This window comes from Salipiger sp., from assembly GCF_048261495.1.
In the GTDB taxonomy this organism is placed as follows: Bacteria; Pseudomonadota; Alphaproteobacteria; order Rhodobacterales; family Rhodobacteraceae; genus Salipiger.
This window is the reverse complement of record NZ_JBLXFX010000008.1, coordinates 74,037-91,764: the sequence shown is the minus strand read 5'-3', so window position 1 is coordinate 91,764 and position 17,728 is coordinate 74,037. Positions and strand designations below refer to the sequence as shown.

Annotated in this window: 18 protein-coding genes; 14 read left to right on the top strand and 4 right to left on the bottom strand. The window is 67.9% G+C overall.

Going from position 1 to position 17,728, the window contains the following annotated elements; all coding sequences use genetic code 11:
• Nucleotides 1-13: 13 nt before the first annotated feature.
• Nucleotides 14-244 carry an N-(5'-phosphoribosyl)anthranilate isomerase gene (locus ACN0RJ_RS16545; protein WP_417721674.1) on the top strand — a complete coding sequence of 77 codons (231 nt, stop codon included), beginning with the start codon at nt 14-16 and terminating at the stop codon, nt 242-244.
• Between the two features lie 64 nt (nt 245-308).
• Here the strand turns inward: ACN0RJ_RS16545 and ACN0RJ_RS16540 are convergent, their stop codons facing one another.
• On the bottom strand, nt 309-1,394 hold the full coding sequence (locus ACN0RJ_RS16540; RefSeq protein ID WP_417724958.1) for a PA0069 family radical SAM protein: 1,086 nt from the start codon (nt 1,392-1,394) through the stop codon (nt 309-311).
• A 194-nt stretch (nt 1,395-1,588) separates the two neighbouring features.
• On the opposite strand from ACN0RJ_RS16540, the gene ACN0RJ_RS16535 reads away from it, so the two are divergent.
• From ACN0RJ_RS16535 to ACN0RJ_RS16525, 3 genes are all read left to right on the top strand, one after another.
• Complete coding sequence (locus ACN0RJ_RS16535) at nt 1,589-2,293, top strand: corrinoid protein (protein WP_417724957.1); 705 nt, start codon at nt 1,589-1,591, stop codon at nt 2,291-2,293.
• A 177-nt stretch (nt 2,294-2,470) separates the two neighbouring features.
• Complete coding sequence (locus ACN0RJ_RS16530) at nt 2,471-2,644, top strand: hypothetical protein (protein WP_417721677.1); 174 nt, start codon at nt 2,471-2,473, stop codon at nt 2,642-2,644.
• On the top strand, nt 2,628-3,275 hold the full coding sequence (locus ACN0RJ_RS16525; protein WP_417724956.1) for a DUF1638 domain-containing protein: 648 nt from the start codon (nt 2,628-2,630) through the stop codon (nt 3,273-3,275). The genes ACN0RJ_RS16530 and ACN0RJ_RS16525 overlap by 17 nt, the downstream gene beginning before the upstream one ends.
• Nucleotides 3,276-3,285: 10 nt before the next feature.
• Here the strand turns inward: ACN0RJ_RS16525 and ACN0RJ_RS16520 are convergent, their stop codons facing one another.
• On the bottom strand, nt 3,286-4,836 hold the full coding sequence (locus tag ACN0RJ_RS16520; protein WP_417724955.1) for a divergent polysaccharide deacetylase family protein: 1,551 nt from the start codon (nt 4,834-4,836) through the stop codon (nt 3,286-3,288).
• A 138-nt stretch (nt 4,837-4,974) separates the two neighbouring features.
• Between ACN0RJ_RS16520 and ACN0RJ_RS16515 the strand changes: the two genes are divergently transcribed.
• From ACN0RJ_RS16515 to lexA, 7 genes are all read left to right on the top strand, one after another.
• Nucleotides 4,975-5,556 (top strand): anthranilate synthase component II, encoded by a 582-nt coding sequence (locus tag ACN0RJ_RS16515; RefSeq protein ID WP_417721680.1) that lies wholly within the window; start codon nt 4,975-4,977, stop codon nt 5,554-5,556.
• Entirely contained in the window at nt 5,553-6,572 is a 1,020-nt protein-coding gene (gene trpD, locus ACN0RJ_RS16510) for an anthranilate phosphoribosyltransferase (protein WP_417724954.1), read from the top strand. Before ACN0RJ_RS16515 ends, trpD begins: the two co-directional genes overlap by 4 nt.
• A complete protein-coding gene (locus ACN0RJ_RS16505; RefSeq protein ID WP_417724953.1) occupies nt 6,569-7,225 on the top strand; it encodes a uracil-DNA glycosylase in 657 nt (218 codons plus the stop codon). The genes trpD and ACN0RJ_RS16505 overlap by 4 nt, the downstream gene beginning before the upstream one ends.
• On the top strand, nt 7,222-8,025 hold the full coding sequence (gene trpC, locus ACN0RJ_RS16500; protein WP_417724952.1) for an indole-3-glycerol phosphate synthase TrpC: 804 nt from the start codon (nt 7,222-7,224) through the stop codon (nt 8,023-8,025). Before ACN0RJ_RS16505 ends, trpC begins: the two co-directional genes overlap by 4 nt.
• A complete protein-coding gene (moaC, locus tag ACN0RJ_RS16495) occupies nt 8,022-8,498 on the top strand; it encodes a cyclic pyranopterin monophosphate synthase MoaC (protein WP_417724951.1) in 477 nt (158 codons plus the stop codon). Before trpC ends, moaC begins: the two co-directional genes overlap by 4 nt.
• Nucleotides 8,495-9,661 carry a gephyrin-like molybdotransferase Glp gene (glp, locus tag ACN0RJ_RS16490; RefSeq protein WP_417724950.1) on the top strand — a complete coding sequence of 389 codons (1,167 nt, stop codon included), beginning with the start codon at nt 8,495-8,497 and terminating at the stop codon, nt 9,659-9,661. Before moaC ends, glp begins: the two co-directional genes overlap by 4 nt.
• 88 nt (nt 9,662-9,749) lie before the next feature.
• Complete coding sequence (lexA, locus tag ACN0RJ_RS16485) at nt 9,750-10,445, top strand: transcriptional repressor LexA (protein ID WP_417721686.1); 696 nt, start codon at nt 9,750-9,752, stop codon at nt 10,443-10,445.
• A 1-nt stretch (nt 10,446) separates the two neighbouring features.
• On the opposite strand, the gene ACN0RJ_RS16480 is transcribed toward lexA, so the two are convergent.
• Nucleotides 10,447-12,483 carry a ComEC/Rec2 family competence protein gene (locus ACN0RJ_RS16480; protein ID WP_417724949.1) on the bottom strand — a complete coding sequence of 679 codons (2,037 nt, stop codon included), beginning with the start codon at nt 12,481-12,483 and terminating at the stop codon, nt 10,447-10,449.
• Nucleotides 12,484-12,564: 81 nt separating this feature from the next.
• Between ACN0RJ_RS16480 and gltX the strand changes: the two genes are divergently transcribed.
• The 3 genes from gltX to ACN0RJ_RS16465 all read left to right on the top strand — a co-directional run bounded on the left by gltX (nt 12,565) and on the right by ACN0RJ_RS16465 (nt 16,777).
• The gene (gltX, locus tag ACN0RJ_RS16475) at nt 12,565-13,971 is read left to right on the top strand and encodes a glutamate--tRNA ligase (protein ID WP_417724948.1); all 1,407 of its coding nucleotides are present in this window, start codon (nt 12,565-12,567) and stop codon (nt 13,969-13,971) included.
• A 97-nt stretch (nt 13,972-14,068) separates the two neighbouring features.
• Nucleotides 14,069-15,364, top strand: a complete 1,296-nt coding sequence (gene gltA / locus ACN0RJ_RS16470) for a citrate synthase (RefSeq protein WP_417724947.1) — start codon at nt 14,069-14,071, stop codon at nt 15,362-15,364.
• 282 nt (nt 15,365-15,646) lie between these two features.
• The gene (locus tag ACN0RJ_RS16465; RefSeq protein WP_417724946.1) at nt 15,647-16,777 is read left to right on the top strand and encodes a hypothetical protein; all 1,131 of its coding nucleotides are present in this window, start codon (nt 15,647-15,649) and stop codon (nt 16,775-16,777) included.
• 81 nt (nt 16,778-16,858) lie between these two features.
• Here ACN0RJ_RS16465 and ACN0RJ_RS16460 read toward each other — a convergent pair whose 3' ends face one another.
• Nucleotides 16,859-17,635 carry an enoyl-CoA hydratase-related protein gene (locus tag ACN0RJ_RS16460; RefSeq protein WP_417721691.1) on the bottom strand — a complete coding sequence of 259 codons (777 nt, stop codon included), beginning with the start codon at nt 17,633-17,635 and terminating at the stop codon, nt 16,859-16,861.
• Between the last annotated feature and the right edge of the window lie 93 nt (nt 17,636-17,728).

The window sequence follows — 17,728 nt, the reverse complement described above, 5'->3', positions numbered from 1 at the left end:
AAAGTCTGGCGGCATGGACCGTCTACCGACCCGGATTCGCCCCGAAGACTGGCTGCGCGGCATCTTCTCCGCCCGCGCGGCGGCGGAGGGTGGAATCGTGCGCCGCAAGACGCACGACATCGAGAGGATCGTGGGCCATGACCGCTTTCTCGCGGAACTGGACAGACGCGGCTTTCGCGCCGTGCAGAACGGCGGCCAGACCGTCATCTTCTGCAACTGCGAGCCCGTGCGCATCCTCCGGTGACCGTGCCGGCAAATCTTTTTCAAAAGATTTGCAAATTCCTTGCAAGGAATTTGCGGCGCGGACCTCAGAACAGGGAAAGCTGATCCCCGGCGCGCGGCGGCGGGCGGAACAGGTCGCAGCGCAGGGGCGGCCGGGTTCCGTTCAGGCCGAACTGGCGCGCGGCGCGGGCAAACCTCCTGGCGATGATCTCGGCATAGGGTCCCACGCCCCGCATCCGGTGGTGCCAGCGGGCGGAATAGTCCTGTCCGCCGTGCATCTCGCGCAGCCGTGCCATGACGCGCGTGGCCCGGTCGGGATAGTGTTCCTCCAGCCAGCGGCGCCAGAGCGGCGCGACCTCGAGCGGCAGGCGCAGCATGATCCAGCTCGCCGCGTCGGCGCCCGCTTCCGCCCCGGCCTCGAGAATGTGTTCCAGTTCCGGATCGGTGAGCGCGGGCACCACGGGCGAGATCATGAGGCGCACGGGTATCCCCGCCTCGTGAAGGCGGCGGATGGTGGCCAGGCGGCGCTGCGGCGACGGCACGCGCGGCTCCATCCGGCGGGACAGGTCCCGGTCCAGCGTGGTGACCGAGATCCCGACGCGCGCCAGTCCCTGCGCCGCCATGGGCGCGAGCAGGTCGATGTCGCGCTCCACCAGCGTGCCCTTGGTCACGATCGCCACCGGGTGACGGAAATCGCGCAGCACCTCGAGGCAGGCGCGCATGATGCCGCGATCCCGTTCGATCGGCTGGTAGGGGTCGGTGTTGGTTCCGATGGCCAGCGGCGCAACGCGGTAGCGCGGCGCGCGCAGCTCGCGGGCGAGCACCTCCGGCGCCTCGGGCCGCGCCACAAGCCGGGTTTCGAAATCCAGCCCGGGCGACAGTCCGAGATAGGCATGGCTCGGCCGGGCGAAACAGTAGATGCAGCCGTGTTCGCAGCCGCGATAGGGATTGATCGTCCGGTCGAAGGGCAGATCCGGCGAGGCCACGTAGTTGATGAGGCTGCGCGGCCGCTCCTCCGTCACCTCGGTGCGGACCGGCGGCAGATCCTCCTCCCGGTCCCAGCCGTCGCTCTCGTCGGCATAGCTCAGCCGTTCGAACCGCCCGCTTTCGCGGCTCGACGCGCCGCGTCCGCGGCGCCGGTCTTCGGGGACGGATCGGGACGACGGCTCCATGACGACACCTTAGAACGTATGGGGAACATCCGCAATTCCCGGATGCATCTCCCCCTCCCGCCCCGTCGCGGGTCGCTGGCGGCTCCGCGCATGTCGGAATCCGCCAACAGATCTTGCCGCAAAAGCCTCAGGAGTTAGTCTCAGAGGCCCCTCCCCGTGCGCTCCGGCGCGCCCCTGACCCAATGGAACAGCGCATGTCCGACGAAGAAGACGACATCAACCTCTCCGAACTCAACGACGAGGAACTGGTCGAGCAGATGTTCGACGACCTCTATGACGGTCTCCGCGACGAGATCATCGAGGGTGTCAACATCCTGCTGGAGCGGGGATGGCAGCCCTACGAGGTGCTGACCAACGCGCTTGTCGGCGGCATGAAGATCGTCGGCGACGATTTCCGCGACGGCATCCTCTTCGTGCCCGAAGTCCTTCTGGCGGCCAACGCGATGAAGGGCGGCATGGCCATCCTGAAACCGCTTCTGGCCGAGACCGGCGCGCCGACCATCGGCAAGATGGTCATCGGCACGGTCAAGGGCGACATCCACGACATCGGCAAGAACCTGGTGTCGATGATGATGGAGGGCGCGGGCTTCGAGGTGGTGGATCTCGGCATCAACAACGCGGTCGAGGCCTATCTCGACACCGCCGCCGCCGAGAAGGCCGACATCGTCGGCATGTCGGCGCTGCTGACCACGACCATGCCCTACATGAAGGTCGTCATCGACCAGATGGTCTCGCTCGGGATCCGGGACGAGTACATCGTGCTGGTCGGCGGCGCGCCCCTCAACGAGGAGTTCGGCAAGGCCATCGGCGCCGACGCCTATTGCCGGGACGCCGCGGTTGCGGTAGAGACGGCCAAGTCGCTCATGGCGCGAAAGCACAATCAGCGCGCCGCAGGGTAACCCGCGGCGCCGCCGGGACCGGCAAGGAGGAGGGTCGGTCCCGGACGATTTCACGGATGTCGCCTGCGATCCTCATCCCCGAACACAGCTTTTCCGCGCATCTTCACGTAGCGTAAACGGATTTCGGGTTTTTTCTTCGTCAATTGGCGAGTACTCTTTGGTACAAAGGAGTCGATCATGCCTGTGACAACATTCGTGACCATGCTCTTCGCGGTACTTGCTGCGGCCGGGCTGACCGTATGGGCCTTCGTGTCCTGGGGTGCGGGCACGGTGATCCCGCTTCTTCTGGCGCTGGTGCTGCTGGCACGCTGGGGATTGGCCCCGGTCGCTCCCGATGACGGACACGCCTGACGACCTCACCCTCACCCGTAGCGGACTGCAGGCCTCCGGCACCGGCCGGGTCCTTCTGATCGCCTGCGGCGCGCTCGCGCGCGAGATCCTCGCGCTGCGCGACCTGAACGGCTGGGATCATCTCGACCTCGCCTGCCTGCCCGCCATCCTGCACAACCACCCGGAGCGCATCACCGGCGCCGTCCGCGCGGCCGTCGACAAGCATCGCGCCAGCCATGAGCGGATCTGCGTGGTCTATGCGGATTGCGGCACCGGCGGCCAGCTTCAGGCGGCCTGCGCCGAGATGGGGGTGGAGATGATCGAGGGGCCGCATTGCTACGCCTTCTTCGAAGGGGTCGAGGCCTTTGCCGACAAGGGCGAGGTCACGGCCTTCTATCTCACGGATTTCCTCGTCCGGCAGTTCGATGCCTTCGTCTGGAAGCCGCTCGGCCTCGACCGGCACCCGGAGCTGCGCGAGATGTATTTCGGCAATTACGAAACGCTGGTCTATCAGGCGCAGACCGACGATGCGGCGCTGACCGCGCTGGCACGGGACCATGCCGCGCGGCTGGGGCTGCGGTTCGAACGGCGGCTGACCGGCTACGGCGACCTTGCGACCGCGATGGAGCGCTGGGCCGTGGCCGGCCGCTGACCGGCGGCGGTCAGCCCTCGCTTTCCTTCAGGATCACCGAAACCGGCACCAGCGCGACCGAGGAGGCGCGGTCCTGCAGTCCCCAGAGCAGCAGCGCCGAGACCGTGTCGGCGCGCAGGCGGCCGAGCATCACCACCCCGCCCTCCTGACGCGCCTTGAAGGCCGCCTGATCGAGGAACCGGCGCATGACGCGCGGGTCCTGACCGTCGCCGTCGAAATCGCGGAACACCGTCACCGCGGGCACGCCGGCCCGCCGCGCCATCGCCTCGGCGGTGTTGAGACCTTCGGGCAGCATCACCAGACCGTGGCCGGAGGCCTTGAGGAACCCGGCCGCCTGTTCGGACACCGCGCGCGTCGCCTGCAGACCCGAGGACGGATCCTCGAGCACCGCGACCGCTTCGGGCACCGCGTCGAGCGCGCCTTCCAGCGCCACCTCGACATCCGAGGCCTGCGCCCCGGCCGGCGCGCCCGAGATCGCCAGCACCTCGAAGCCGCGGGCGCGGTATTCGCGGGCGGCGCCTGCGGCGTCGGGATGCGACGGGCTGATCGCGAAGCTCACCGGAAAGGGGAAGGCCTCGATCGTGTCCGGCCCGAGCGGGCCGCTGCCGTCGTCGATCAGCACGACCGCCATGTGCGGCACGCCCTCGGCAAGATCTACCTCGGCGGCGTAGCGGTCCAGCGGACGGCCCGCGGCGGGTGCGGCGGCGCTGTCCGGGCTCTCCGGCGCCTCGCCGCCGCCGATGGAGGGCAACCGGCCCGAGGGCACGGCACCGCCACGTTCGATCAGCGACCCGGCGGGCTTGCCGATGGCGGGAACGCCCGGCTCCGGGGCCTGCGCGACGGCAGAGGGCTCTGCCTCCGGTGCGGTGGTCGCCTCGGGGGTGACCGTCACGGCGGGTTCCGGCGCGGGGGCGTCGGGTGCGGCCTCGGCCAGGCCGCTGGTTTCGCCCGGCAGGGAAGGCGACGGCGGCTGTGCGGGATCGGTCGAGATCGAGGGTTCGGCTTCGACCATCGGAGCCTCGGGCGCCGCGACCTGTGCGCCGGGCATGACCGGGGCTTCGGTTTCCACGGCGACCCTTGCGCCGCTGGCATCGGGCGCCTCCGGGGCGGCCCCGGCGGTCACGTCGGTTTCCGCCAGAGGACGGGCGCCGGGCGCGGTGTCGGGCGCGGTTCCGGCGGGCATGGCGGAGGGCGTGCCAAGCTCGGGCTGGGCGCCGGTTTCGGGCTGGGCGCTTTCCTCGACCGGGCGGCGCGCGGGAACCACGGGCGGCTCGGCGGGGGCCTCCGCCACCTCCGGTTTCGGCGCGGAGGCGGCTGCAGGCTCCGGCGCGGGTGCCTTTTCGGTGGTCGTGGTCGTGGTTGCCGCGTCGTCCGGCCCTTCGTCCCGTTCGGCGGGCTCCGCGGGCACCGAAGGCTCGGCCACGGGGACGGCGACGCCCTCCTCTGCGGCGGTCAACGGCGTTCTCGGCGCGGGCGGACCCATCACCACAGAAGCCGTTCCGGCCCCGACCGCCGAGACCACCAATCCCCAGATCGCCCCTGCGACGAACCCTTTAGCCATGCCCTTGCCCCCTCGTATCCCGGTTTCGGTCCCGTTCCCGGACCTGACGCAGCCGGGCACACGCCCTTGACGCTGCACCGCCTGCAAGCGCATGTATAGCCCGGACCAACGCCCGCCTTCCAGCCCCGAGAACCGACCATGCTCCTGCTCATCGACAACTATGACAGCTTTACCTACAACCTCGTGCATTATGTGGGCGAGCTGGGCGTCGACGCCCGGGTGTTCCGCAACGATGCGCTGAACGTGCAGGAGGCGATGGCGATGAAGCCCGCGGGGATCCTGCTGTCCCCCGGTCCCTGCACCCCGTCCGAAGCCGGCATCTGCCTGGCCCTCACCGAAGCCGCCGCAGAGACGCGCACGCCGCTGTTCGGCGTCTGCCTCGGGCACCAGACCATCGGCCAGGCCTTCGGCGGCACGGTGAAGCGGCATTCCGAGATCGTGCACGGCAAGATGGGCACGATGCATCACGACGACACCGGGGTCTTTGCCGGCCTGCCCTCGCCCTTCGAGGCGACGCGCTATCACTCGCTGGTGGTCGAGCGCGAGAGCCTCCCCGGGACGCTGGTGGTCAACGCCTGGCTCGAGGACGGCACCATCATGGGCCTGCGCCACCGCGACCTGCCGATCCACGGCGTGCAGTTCCATCCGGAGAGCATCGCCTCGGAACACGGCCACGCGCTGATCCGGAATTTCCTTGAAACGATGAAAGTCCCCGCATGAGCGACCGCCTGAAGCCGCTGATCGGCACCGCCGCGACCCGACCGCTGACCAGGGACGAGGCCGAGACCGCCTTTCAGATCCTCTTCGAGGGCGAGGCCACCCCCGCCCAGGTCGGCGGGCTGCTGATGGCACTGCGCACGCGCGGCGAAACCGTCGAGGAATATGCCGCCGCCGCCGCCGTGATGCGCGCCAAGTGCCACAAGGTCGCCTGCCCGGACGGGGCGATCGACATCGTCGGCACCGGCGGCGACGGCAAGGGGACGCTCAATATCTCGACCGCCACGGCCTTTGTCGTCGCGGGCGCGGGCGTGCCCGTCGCCAAGCACGGCAACCGCAACCTGTCCTCGAAATCGGGCTCTGCCGATGCGCTGTCGCAGATGGGGATCAACGTGATGGTCCCCGCGCAAGTGGCTGAAAAGGCTCTGCAAGAGACGGGTATCTGTTTCATGATGGCGCCCATGCACCATCCCGCGATGGCCCATGTCGGCCCGGTGCGGATGGAGCTCGGAACACGCACGATCTTCAACATTCTCGGGCCGCTGACCAACCCCGCCGGGGTGAAGCGGCAGCTCACCGGGGCCTTTTCGCGCGATCTGATCCGGCCGATGGCCGAGACGCTGGGCCGGCTCGGCTCCGAACGCGCCTGGCTGGTGCACGGCTCGGACGGCACCGACGAACTGGCGATTTCCGGTGTGAGCTGGGTTGCCGCGCTCGAGGAGGACGGCAGCATCCACGAGGTCGAACTGCACCCCGAGGATGCGGGCCTCGCGCCCCATCCCTTCGAGGCGATCGTCGGTGGCACGCCGGAGGAGAACGGCCGCGCCTTCCGCGCGCTGCTGGACGGTGCGCCGTCGGCCTACCGGGACGCGGTGCTGCTGAATGCCGCCGCCGCACTGGTGGTTTCGGGCAGGGCGAGCGATCTCGGACAAGGTGTCGAGATGGCACGGGACAGCATCGACAGCGGTGCCGCCAAGGCCAAGATCAGCGCGCTCGCGGCGGCGACGCAGACCGCATGACGCCACCCGCGGCCTGGGCGCATCTGCCCTTTTTCCACACGACGCTGCCGCGGATCGAGACGACCCTGCAGGACGAGGGCGGGCTTGTCCTGCCTCCGGCGCCGCTTGTCTTCGCGGCGCTCGACACCTGCTCGCCCGAGGCGGTGCGCGTGGTGATTCTGGGACAGGACCCCTACCCGACTCCCGGCCATGCCCACGGCCTGGCCTTTTCCGTCGCGCCGGAAGTCCGCCCGCTGCCGCGCTCTCTTTCCAACATCTACAAGGAGTTGCAGGCGGAATTCGGGGCCTGCCCGCCGAACGGCGATCTGCGGTTCTGGGCCGCGCAAGGGGTGCTGCTGCTCAACACCGCGCTGACCGTCCCGGCGGGCGATGCCGGGGGGCACGCGCGGCTCGGCTGGTCCGATCTCACCGGGCAAGTCATTGAAAGCCTGTCCGAAACGCCCCGCGCCTTCATCCTCTGGGGCAACCATGCCCGCAGCTTTGCGCGGCATCTCGGCGGCGATGACCACCTGGTCCTGACCTCGGCGCATCCCTCGCCGCTCTCCGCCCGGCGCGGCTTTTTCGGCTCGCGCCCCTTTTCCCGCGTCAACGAGTGGCTTATTGCCAAGGGTGACACGCCGATCAACTGGACGACGCCGGAGGCCCGCGCATGACCCAGACCATTCTCGACAGGATCAAGGCCTACAAGCTTGAGGAAGTGGCCGCAGACAAGGTCGCCAAACCCTATGCCGAGGTCGAGGCCGAGGCCCGCGAAGCGTCGCCCGTGCGCCCCTTCGCCGGTGCGCTGCGCCGGGCGTCCTCCTCGGGATACGGGCTGATCGCCGAAGTGAAGAAAGCATCGCCCTCCAAGGGTCTGATCCGAGGGGATTTTCACCCCGCATCCCTCGCCGGAGCCTATGAGCGCGGCGGCGCGACCTGCCTCTCTGTGCTGACCGACACGCCGTCGTTCCAGGGTGCGAAATCCTTCCTCACCGAGGCCCGGGAAGCCACCGGCCTGCCCGCGCTGCGCAAGGATTTCATGTACGACCCCTACCAGGTCGCCGAAGCCCGCGCGCTCGGGGCGGACTGCATCCTCATCATCATGGCGAGCGTGTCCGACACCCTCGCCGCCGAGTTGGAGGACGCGGCGTTCGGCTGGGGCATGGATGCGCTGATCGAGGTGCACGACGCCGAGGAACTCGATCGCGCGCTGCGTCTGACTTCGCCGCTGATCGGCGTGAACAACCGCAATCTCAAGACCTTCGAGACCACGCTTGACACCACCCGCACGCTGTCGCGCAATGTTCCCGATGATCGCCTGCTGATCTCGGAAAGCGGACTGAACACGCCTTCGGACCTCGCCGACATGGCACGCTTCGGCGCGCGCGCCTTTCTCATCGGCGAAAGCCTGATGCGTCAGGACGATGTCGAAGCGGCCACGCGCATGCTGCTCAAGGACCCGGTCGCGGCATGAGCGGGCTCACCCATTTCGACGCCAAGGGCGATGCCCACATGGTCGACGTCTCGGACAAGGCGGTGACCTCCCGCGTGGCCGTTGCCGCCGGGTGGGTGAAGATGGCGAAGGAAACCTTTGACATCATTACAGAAGGTCGCGCCAGGAAAGGCGACGTCATCGGCGTCGCGCGGCTGGCCGGGATCATGGGCGCAAAGAAGACGCCCGAGCTGATACCGCTCTGCCACCCGCTGCCGATCACCAAGGTTTCGGTCGATCTGATCCCGGACGCCGATCTTCCCGGGCTGCGCATCGAAGCGACCGTCAAGACCACGGGCCAGACCGGTGTCGAGATGGAGGCGCTGACCGCCGTCTCGACCGCCGCGCTGACCGTCTATGACATGGCCAAGGCGGTGGACAAGGGAATGGAAATCGGCGGCATCCGCGTTCTCCTGAAAGACGGCGGCAAATCAGGCCGTTACGAGGCGACATGATCTCGGTCTCCGAAGCCCTCGACCGGCTTTTCGCCCTCGCGCCCGTGCTGCCCTGCGAGGAGGTTCCGCTGATCCGCGCCGCCGGGCGCGTGATGCGCGCCAGCGTGACCGCGCGCCGTGACCAGCCGCCGTTTCCGGCCTCTGCCATGGACGGCTACGGCGTCGCCGAAGCCGCGCCGGGCATGGTGTTCGACGTCGTCGGTGAATCCGCCGCCGGGGCGCGGTTCGAGGGCCGTGTGAAGGCTGGGCAAGCGGTGCGCATCTTTACCGGTGCGCCGGTGCCGGCGGGCGTGAAAACCGTCGTGATTCAAGAGGATGTGGACCGTTCCGGCGACCGTATCACGATTACGGACCGGCTCGGCAAGGGCGACAATATCCGCCCCTGCGGCACCGATTTCCGCGACGGCTCCCGGTTCGAGGCCCCGCGCCTTCTCAGGCCCCGCGACGTGGCTCTGCTGGCCTCGATGAACGTGCCGCGGGTGCAGGTCGCGCGCCGTCCGCGCGTCGCGATCATCACGACCGGCGACGAACTGGTCATGCCCGGCGAGGCGCCGGGACCGGATCAGATCATCGCCTCGAACACCTTCGGCCTGCATGCCCTGCTGAGCCAGCTCGGCGCGGAACCGCGCCTGCTCCCCATCGCACGGGACAACGCGGACTCGCTGCGCACGGTGCTGGACCTCGCGGATGACGCGGACCTCGTCGTGACCATCGGCGGCGCCTCGGTCGGGGATCATGACATCGTCGCCCTGCTCGCCGAGGAGATGGGCCTGGAGCGCGCCTTTCACAAGGTCGCCATGCGCCCGGGGAAACCGCTGATGTCGGGTAAACTCGGCCGGGCCATGATGATCGGACTTCCGGGAAATCCCGTTTCCGCAATGGTTTGCGGCTATGTCTTCATCGCTCCTGTTATCAACGCCATGCTCGGACTGCCGGCCGCGCCGGCCGCGCGCGAGCAGAGCGTTCTGACCGCGCCGCTCGACGCGAACGGTCCGCGCGAGCACTACATGCGCGCCCGCCGGACCGGCGCCGGCGTCGCGGCGTTTGAGCGTCAGGACAGCTCGCTCCTCAGCGTTCTGGGCGAGGCCGATGCCTTGATCGTGCGGCCCCCGAACGACCCCGCCCGCACGGCGGGCGACAGGGTCGAGATCGTCTCCCTCTGAAAGCGTCCGTTCAAGCCTTATCCACAAGATGTTGACACAAAACGGGAACATGCGTAGAACAAAAGGGAGATAGCGGCGGGAGCAGACCATGCTGACGAAGAAACAGCTCGACCTTTTGAATTTCATCAACAAGCGCATGATCCGCGACGGCGTGCCACCCAGTTTCGACGAGATGAAGGATGCGCTGGATCTGCGCTCCAAATCCGGCATCCACCGTCTGATCACGGCGCTCGAGGAACGCGGCTTCATCCGGCGTCTCGCCCACCGCGCCCGTGCCATCGAGATCGTCAAGTTGCCCGAAAGCCTCGGCGGTAAATCCTCCGGGTTCATGCCCCGGGTGATCGAGGGCGACCGCCCCGGCACGATCCCCTCCGGGGCCAGGGCCATCGATCATTCCGGCGTGCTGGAACTGCCGCTCATGGGCCGCATCGCCGCCGGTGTGCCGATCGAATCCATCGCCGACAACCCGCCGAGCATCGCCATCCCCGGCGCCATGGTCTCGAGCAATGCCCGCCACTATGCGCTTGAGGTCAAAGGCGATTCCATGATCGAGGCGGGGATCAACGACGGCGATGTCGTCATCATCCGTGAAACTTCCTCGGCCGACAACGGCGATATCGTCGTGGCCCAGGTCGAGGGTTACGAATCCACCCTCAAGCGGTTCCGCCGCAAGGGCGAAACCATCGTTCTCGAAGCGGCAAACCCGGCCTACGAGGCGCGCGTCCTGCCCGCCGGATCGGTGTCGATCCAGGGACGGCTGGTCGGACTGATCCGCACCTACTGAGCTATCGCGCCCCGCTCCAGAGCCGCCGGCCCGACTGGGCCGCGGTGACGATGCGCGGCCCGGTATCGGTGAGCCAGAGCGCCACGGCGCCGGTGTCCCGCAGCCGCCGCGGATCGAAGACCTCGCACCCCGGCACCGCGGGCATGTCGGTGCTGGACACCACGATTTCCTGCCCCTCGCAGCCGCTGAAGGCGGTGACGGCGCGCTTTCCGCGCAGATGGGTGACCCGCAAGCCCGGAAGGTCGGCGCTGACCCTCGGACCGCTGGTGCCGCCGGGCCAGAGCCGCGCCGCCCCCTCCTGTCCGCCGCCCTGTCCGTCGTTTTCGAGCCAGATCTCGGCGTGGAAACCAGCCCCCTTCGGTTTCGACAGGGCGCGGCCCTGCGGTGTCATGACGCCCACCAGCCCGCCGGTGTCGGCGATCAGCAGGTCGGGCCGGTCGGCGCCGGTCCAGAGCAGCACGGCGAGCGCGACCGGCGCCAGCCCGGCGACGCGGCTGCGCCCCTGCCAGAGGCAGAGGAAAAGCCCGCCCGTCGCCATCAGTGCCAGCGCCGGAAACGGCGGCGCGACGATGTGGCCGACGGCGCCCTCCCAATGGCCGAGCCGGTCGGCCACCCCGAGGATCCAGTCGAGCCCGACCCCCATGACCGACAGCGCGATCCAGTCGAGCCCCAGCGGGATCAGCAGCGCGGCAACCACGGCGGCGGGCATGATGAGCATGCCCATCACCGGCACCGAGATCAGGTTCGCGAGCAGGCCGTAGTGCGACAGGATGTTGAAATGCGCCATCGCCACCGGCGCGGTGGCGAGCGAGGCGGTCGCCGACGAGACGACCACGGCGATGACCGGGCGCGCCCAGCCGGGGGCGCCCCGCTCCACCCCCTTGTCGCGCAGGGCGCCGAAGACGGTGACCAGCGCCACGGTGGCGGCAAAGGACATCTGGAACCCGGGACCGAGCAGCGCCTCGGGGCGCAGGAACAGCACGATCAGCGCCGCCATCGCCACCGCGCGCAGCGACAGGGCCCGCCGGTCGAGCATCACCGCGACCAGCATCACCGCGGCCATGACGAAGGCGCGCTGGGTCGCGACATTGCCGCCCGACAGCGCGAGATAGCCGGCCGCGGCCATCAGCGCGACACCGGCGGCGATCTTCTTGCCGGGCCAGTAGTGGCGCGTATGCGGCACAACCAGCAGCAACAGGCGGGTCGAAGCAAAGACGAAGCCCGCGAGCAGCCCCATGTGCAACCCGGAGATTGCCAGAAGATGCGCGAGGTTGGTGACGCGGAGATTGTCGATCGTGTCCTGCCCCAGCGCCGAACGGTCGCCGGTCATGATCGCCGCCGCAAAGGCGCCGGTTTCGCCGGTCAAGCGCGACTGGACCTGACGCGACAGCGCCATGCGGGCGCGAAAGATCCACTGACCGCCGCGCGACGGCTCCAGCAGCAGCACCGGCGTGCGCGTATAGCCGACCGCGCCGAGTTCCAGAAACCAGGCATGGCGGCGGAAATCGAAGCCGCCCGGCTCCACCGCGCCGCCCGGGGGCGACAGGTGCCCGGTCAGGATCACGGTCTGCCCCGGCTGCGGGTCGATGAACCCCTGCTCGCCATGCAGCGAGATCCGCACCCGCGCGGGCGTGTCGCCCGGCGCCATGCGTCGCAGCACCACGCGGTCGAGCGTCAGGCGCAGCGCGTCCGAGGCGGAGCGGTCGATGTCGACGATGCGCCCCTCCACCGGGCCGTAGTAGCGAAAGCCGATCTGGGGTTGCGCCACCAGATGCGTGCGGGCCCCGGCCGCGGCAAAGCCGAGACCGGTCATCGCGACGGCGATCGCCAGCGGGGCGAGATGTTCGGGAAGGAAACGGTGGGCCGCCAGCACTGCCGTGCCCGCAAGGCCGGCGGCCACCAGAACCGGCACCGCCGGTTCGAAGCGCAGCGAGAAGTAGAGACCGATGCCGCACCCGAAAAGCACCGGAACCCAGGGAAACAGATGCCCTCGCTGCGCGATCAGCGTGGTCCAGACCCGTGTCAGCGCCACCCCCATGCCTTGCCCCCGCGCCGCCTGCTGGTTAAGGAACGCCCGTACACGCTATGCCCAACATGGTTACCGGGAGGTTAACGCCAGATGAGTGTCGTCACCCGCTTCGCACCCTCGCCCACGGGATATCTCCACATCGGCGGCGCGCGCACGGCGCTGTTCAACTGGCTCTATGCCCGCGGGCGCGGCGGCAAGTTCCTGCTGCGGATCGAGGATACCGACCGCGCCCGGTCTACGCCCGAGGCGACGGAGGCGATTCTCAAGGGCCTCGACTGGCTCGGCCTCGATCATGACGGCGAGATCGTCTCGCAGTTCGACCGCGCCGGGCGTCATGCCGAGGTCGCGCAGGAGATGCTCGCCAAGGGTTTGGCCTACAAGTGCTTTTCCACCCCGGAGGAGATTTCGGCCTTTCGCGAAGAAGCGAAGGAGGCCGGGCGCTCGACCCTGTTTCAAAGCCCCTGGCGCGATGCCGATCCCGCGACCCATCCCGACGCGCCCCATGTCATCCGGCTGCGCACGCCGTCCGAGGGCGAGACCGTCATCGCCGACGAGGTGCAGGGCAACGTGACGATCCGCAACGATCAGCTCGACGACATGATCCTGCTGCGCTCGGACGGCACGCCGGTCTACATGCTGGCGGTGGTGGTCGACGATCACGACATGGGCGTCACGCACGTGATCCGCGGCGACGACCACCTCAACAACGCCGCGCGGCAGATGGGCATCTATGCGGCGATGGGCTGGCAGGTGCCGGTCTGGGCGCATATTCCGCTGATCCACGGGCCCGACGGCAAGAAGCTGTCCAAGCGCCACGGCGCGCTGGGGGTCGACGAGTACCAGAAGCTCGGCTACCCCGCCGCCGGGATGCGCAACTACCTCGCGCGGCTCGGCTGGAGCCATGGCGACGACGAGGTGTTTTCCGATGCGCAGGCCCGCGAATGGTTCGATCTGTCGGGAATCGGCAAGTCTCCGGCGCGGCTCGATTTCAAGAAGCTGGAGAATATCTGCGGCCAGCAGATCGCCGTCACGGACGATGCTGCGCTGCTGCATGAAATCGAGGCATATAATACCGCAATCGGTGCGGAGCCCTTTTCTGCCCTGCAGCGTGACCGGCTGGTCAAGGGCATGTACTGCCTCAAGGATCGCGCGAAGACATTCCCTGAGCTGATTGAAAAGGCGCAGTTTATCCTGACGGATACCCCGGTCGCGCCGGACGCGGGCGCGCTGAAGTCACTTGATGCGGTATCCCGTGGTATACTAGGCGCGTTGACGCCGCACCTGCAAAATGCTAGCTGGACGCGAGACGATCTCGAAGCCGTGACCAACCGCTTTGCAGAGGCGCAGGGGACCAAGTTCGGCAAGCTTGCCGGGCCCTTGCGCGCGGCGCTGGCGGGGCGCACGGTGACGCCGAGCGTATTCGACATGATGCTGGTGCTCGGGCAGGACGAAACGCTTCGCCGCCTCGAACATGCAGCGGCCTCCGGGACGGGCTGACCGCTGCTGGTCGCAACGTCCCGTAAAGGCCATGTGACTTAGACCGCCCGGACGCATCACACGCGTCCGGCCTTTTAGACGAAGGGACACGACTAGCATGGCTGACACTCCGAAGACCGCAACGCTGACCATAGGCGACAAGAGCTACGAGCTGCCGATCCACTCGCCCACCTGCGGGCCCGACGTGCTCGACATCCGCAAGCTCTACGGCCAGGCCGGCGTCTTTACCTACGACCCGGGCTTCACCTCGACAGCAAGCTGCGACAGCACGATCACCTTCATCGACGGCGACGTGGGCGAACTGCTGCACCGCGGCTACCCGATCGACCAGCTGGCAAGCAAATCGCACTATCTCGAAGTCTGTTACCTGCTGCTCTACGGCGAACTGCCGACGGCGGGTGAACTCGAGAAGTTCGAGAACACCATCACCCGCCACACCATGCTGCACGAGCAGATGCAGTACTTCTTCCGCGGGTTCCGCCGCGATGCGCATCCGATGGCGACCATGGTGGGCGTGGTCGGCGCGATGTCGGCCTTCTACCACGATTCGACCGACATCTCGGACCCCTACCAGCGCGAGGTTGCCAGCCACCGCCTGATCGCCAAGATGCCGACCATCGCGGCCTGGGCCTACAAGTACTCGATCGGCCAGCCCTTCGTGTATCCGCGCAACGATCTCGACTATGCGGCGAACTTCATCCACATGTGCTTCTCGGTGCCGGCGGAGACCTATCACGTCGACCCGATCCTGAGCCGCGCGATGGACCGGATCTTTACCCTGCACGCGGACCACGAACAGAACGCCTCGACCTCGACGGTGCGCCTGGCCTCGTCCTCCGGGGCGAACCCCTTTGCCTGCATCGCGGCCGGCGTGGCCTGCCTCTGGGGCCCGGCCCACGGCGGCGCAAACCAGGCCTGCCTGGAAATGCTCAAGGAAATCGGGACGGTCGACAAGATCCCCGAATACATCGCCCGCGCCAAGGACAAGAACGATCCGTTCCGCCTGATGGGCTTCGGCCACCGCGTGTACAAGAACTTCGATCCCCGCGCGACGGTGATGAAGCAATCCGCGGACGAGGTGCTGGACCTTCTGGGGATCGAGGACAACCCCATCCTGCAGGTCGCCAAGGAACTGGAAAAGCAGGCGCTCGAGGATCCGTATTTCGCCGAGAAGAAGCTGTTCCCGAACGTCGATTTCTATTCGGGCATCATTCTCGAGGCGATGGGCTTCCCGACCTCCATGTTCACCCCGATCTTCGCGCTGTCGCGCACGGTCGGCTGGGTGTCCCAGTGGAAGGAACAACTGGCCGATCCGCAGCTCAAGATCGGCCGTCCGCGCCAGCTCTACCTCGGCAATGCCGCGCGCGACTACGTGGATATCGAAAACCGCTGAGCCGCGACATCCCGACGACACAAGGGCCGCCCGATGGGGCGGTCCTTTTTCGTTGCACCGCCACCCGCATGCCGGATTCTGCCCCGGAACGGCCTTGAACCCCGGCCAATTGCGGCGAAATCAGGGCACGGGCGTGCGCCGCGTTTCCGCCCCGCGACCAGTCCTGCCGGCCGTCCCTCACCACGCAACGAACCGGAGACAGTGAGTGCCCGAATTTCCGATCGAATAAGGCAAAAGATAGGCTGTTGACGTGGGGACACGACTCAAGGGGAGATTTGATCGATGACCATCGTACGAACGGAGACCATTCAGTTGGGCTGCGAACCCGACATACTGACCCTGACGCTGCTGGAAATCTCGGACGGTTCGCTGATCCTGCAACTCGAACAGCCTGACGATGGCGCGCCGATGGATCTCGACGGGCTGTTCTTCAACCTCGTCGACGATACGACGGTCGAAGACCTCGGGATCTATCCGCTCGTCAACGACGAACCGATCACCGGCTTCGAAACCGAGGCGGATTCCGTCGATACGCTGGCCAATGGCGCGCAGGTGCCCGGCGGCTTCGATGCGGGCATCCAGTTCGGCACCGCGCCCGACAGCACCTCGGGCATGGTCGACTCCGCCTGGATGACGCTCTGGTCCGACGCCGGTCCCATCGGCATCGACGACATCGACCTCGACAGCTTTTCCGCGGTGGTCGATTCCGATGACGGCGAGAGCGGCCGCGTGCTGACCACCAGCGACGGTGACGGTTCGGGAGACGGGGAAGAGCACGAGGACGACGGCACCATGTCCTTCCTAGTCGAAGGCGACGTGAACGTGCAGGTCACGCTGACCGAGCTCGAAAACGGCGACATCCAGGTGGATCTGGACGTTCAGGGCGAGGATGACGCCGACGGAACCGGCCAGATCGGCGATCTGCGCGGCTTTTTCTTCGATCTGGCCGACGATTCCCTGCTGAGCGGGATCAGCGTCAGCGGTGTCGACGTCTCCGGCAGCGATTTCGAATCCGATGGCGTGAGCGACCTCGGCCACGGCGCGAACATGAACGGCTACGGCACCTTCGACGGAGGCGTGTCGCTGGGCACGGCGGGGATCGGCCACGACGATCTGCAATCGACGAGCTTCGTGATCAGCCATGCCGACGCGGCGCTCACGCTGGACGATTTCGCGGAACAGGATTTCGGCCTGCGCCTGACCTCGGTCGGCGACCCCGATGGCGCGCGCGAGGACTCGCTGAAGCTGCTCGGCATGTCGCCCGAGACCGGGGAGGATTGCGGCTGCGATTCCGACCAGCCGGTCGACTATGTCGACCTCATCGCCGGGTTGACCGAGGAAGACGACGATGCCGAGACCCTGGCCATGGTCGATGCCGAAGAAGAGCCAGACGATTTCCTGATGCTCGCCTGATCGCCCCCCCGCGTCCTCACCGACGCAGTATTGTCCGGCGCCCGCCCTCACACGGCGGGCGCCTTTCGGTCCGGCGCCCGCTCAGCGGCCTTCGAAATGGGCGGGACGCTTTTCCATGAAGGCGACGACGCCTTCCTTGAAATCGCGGGTCTTGCCGCATTCGCCCTGCAGGCGCGCTTCGAGCGCCAGTTGCCCGGCGAGGTCGTTCTCGAACGCCCCGCGCAGGGCGGTCTTGATGCGGGCGAAGGCCTCGCCCGGGCCGGTGGCGATGTGGTGCGCACGGGCCTGCCAGGCGGCGTCGAAGCGGTCGTCCGGCACCGCCTCCCAGATCATGCCCCAGCGCTCGGCCTGAACCGCGCTGATGCGGTCGGCAAACAGCGCGGCCCCCATCGCCTTGGCCAGCCCCATCTGGCGCGGCAGCGCCCAGGTGCCGCCCGCGTCCGGGATCAGCCCGATCCGGGTGAAGGCCTGCATGAAGAAGGCGCTTTCGGCGGCGATCACCACGTCGCAGACCAGCGCGAGGTTCGCGCCCGCGCCCGCCGCCGCCCCGTTCACGGCGGCGATCACCGGGCAGGGGCAATCCACGATGGCGTTCAGCATCGGTTCGTATTCGTCGCGCAGCACGCGCTCGAGGTCGATGGAGGCCGCGGTTTCACGGTTGCCGAGATCCTGCCCCGAGCAGAAGGCCCGCCCCTGCCCGGTCAGCACCACGACCCGCGCCTCGCGTCCGCCGCGTTGAACGGCATCGGTGATTTCGGCCCGCATCTGCGTGTTGAGGGCGTTCATCACATCCGGACGGGACAGCGTGATGCGCGCCACTCCGTCGTTCAGCGCGTAGTCGATGGTTTCGTAGATCATGCGGTGCCTCCCCGTGGGTTCGGGCGGCATGAAACACTGAACCGAACGGTTTGGCAAAGCCAAACGCCGCGTCACGGGGCCCGACGGATGGGG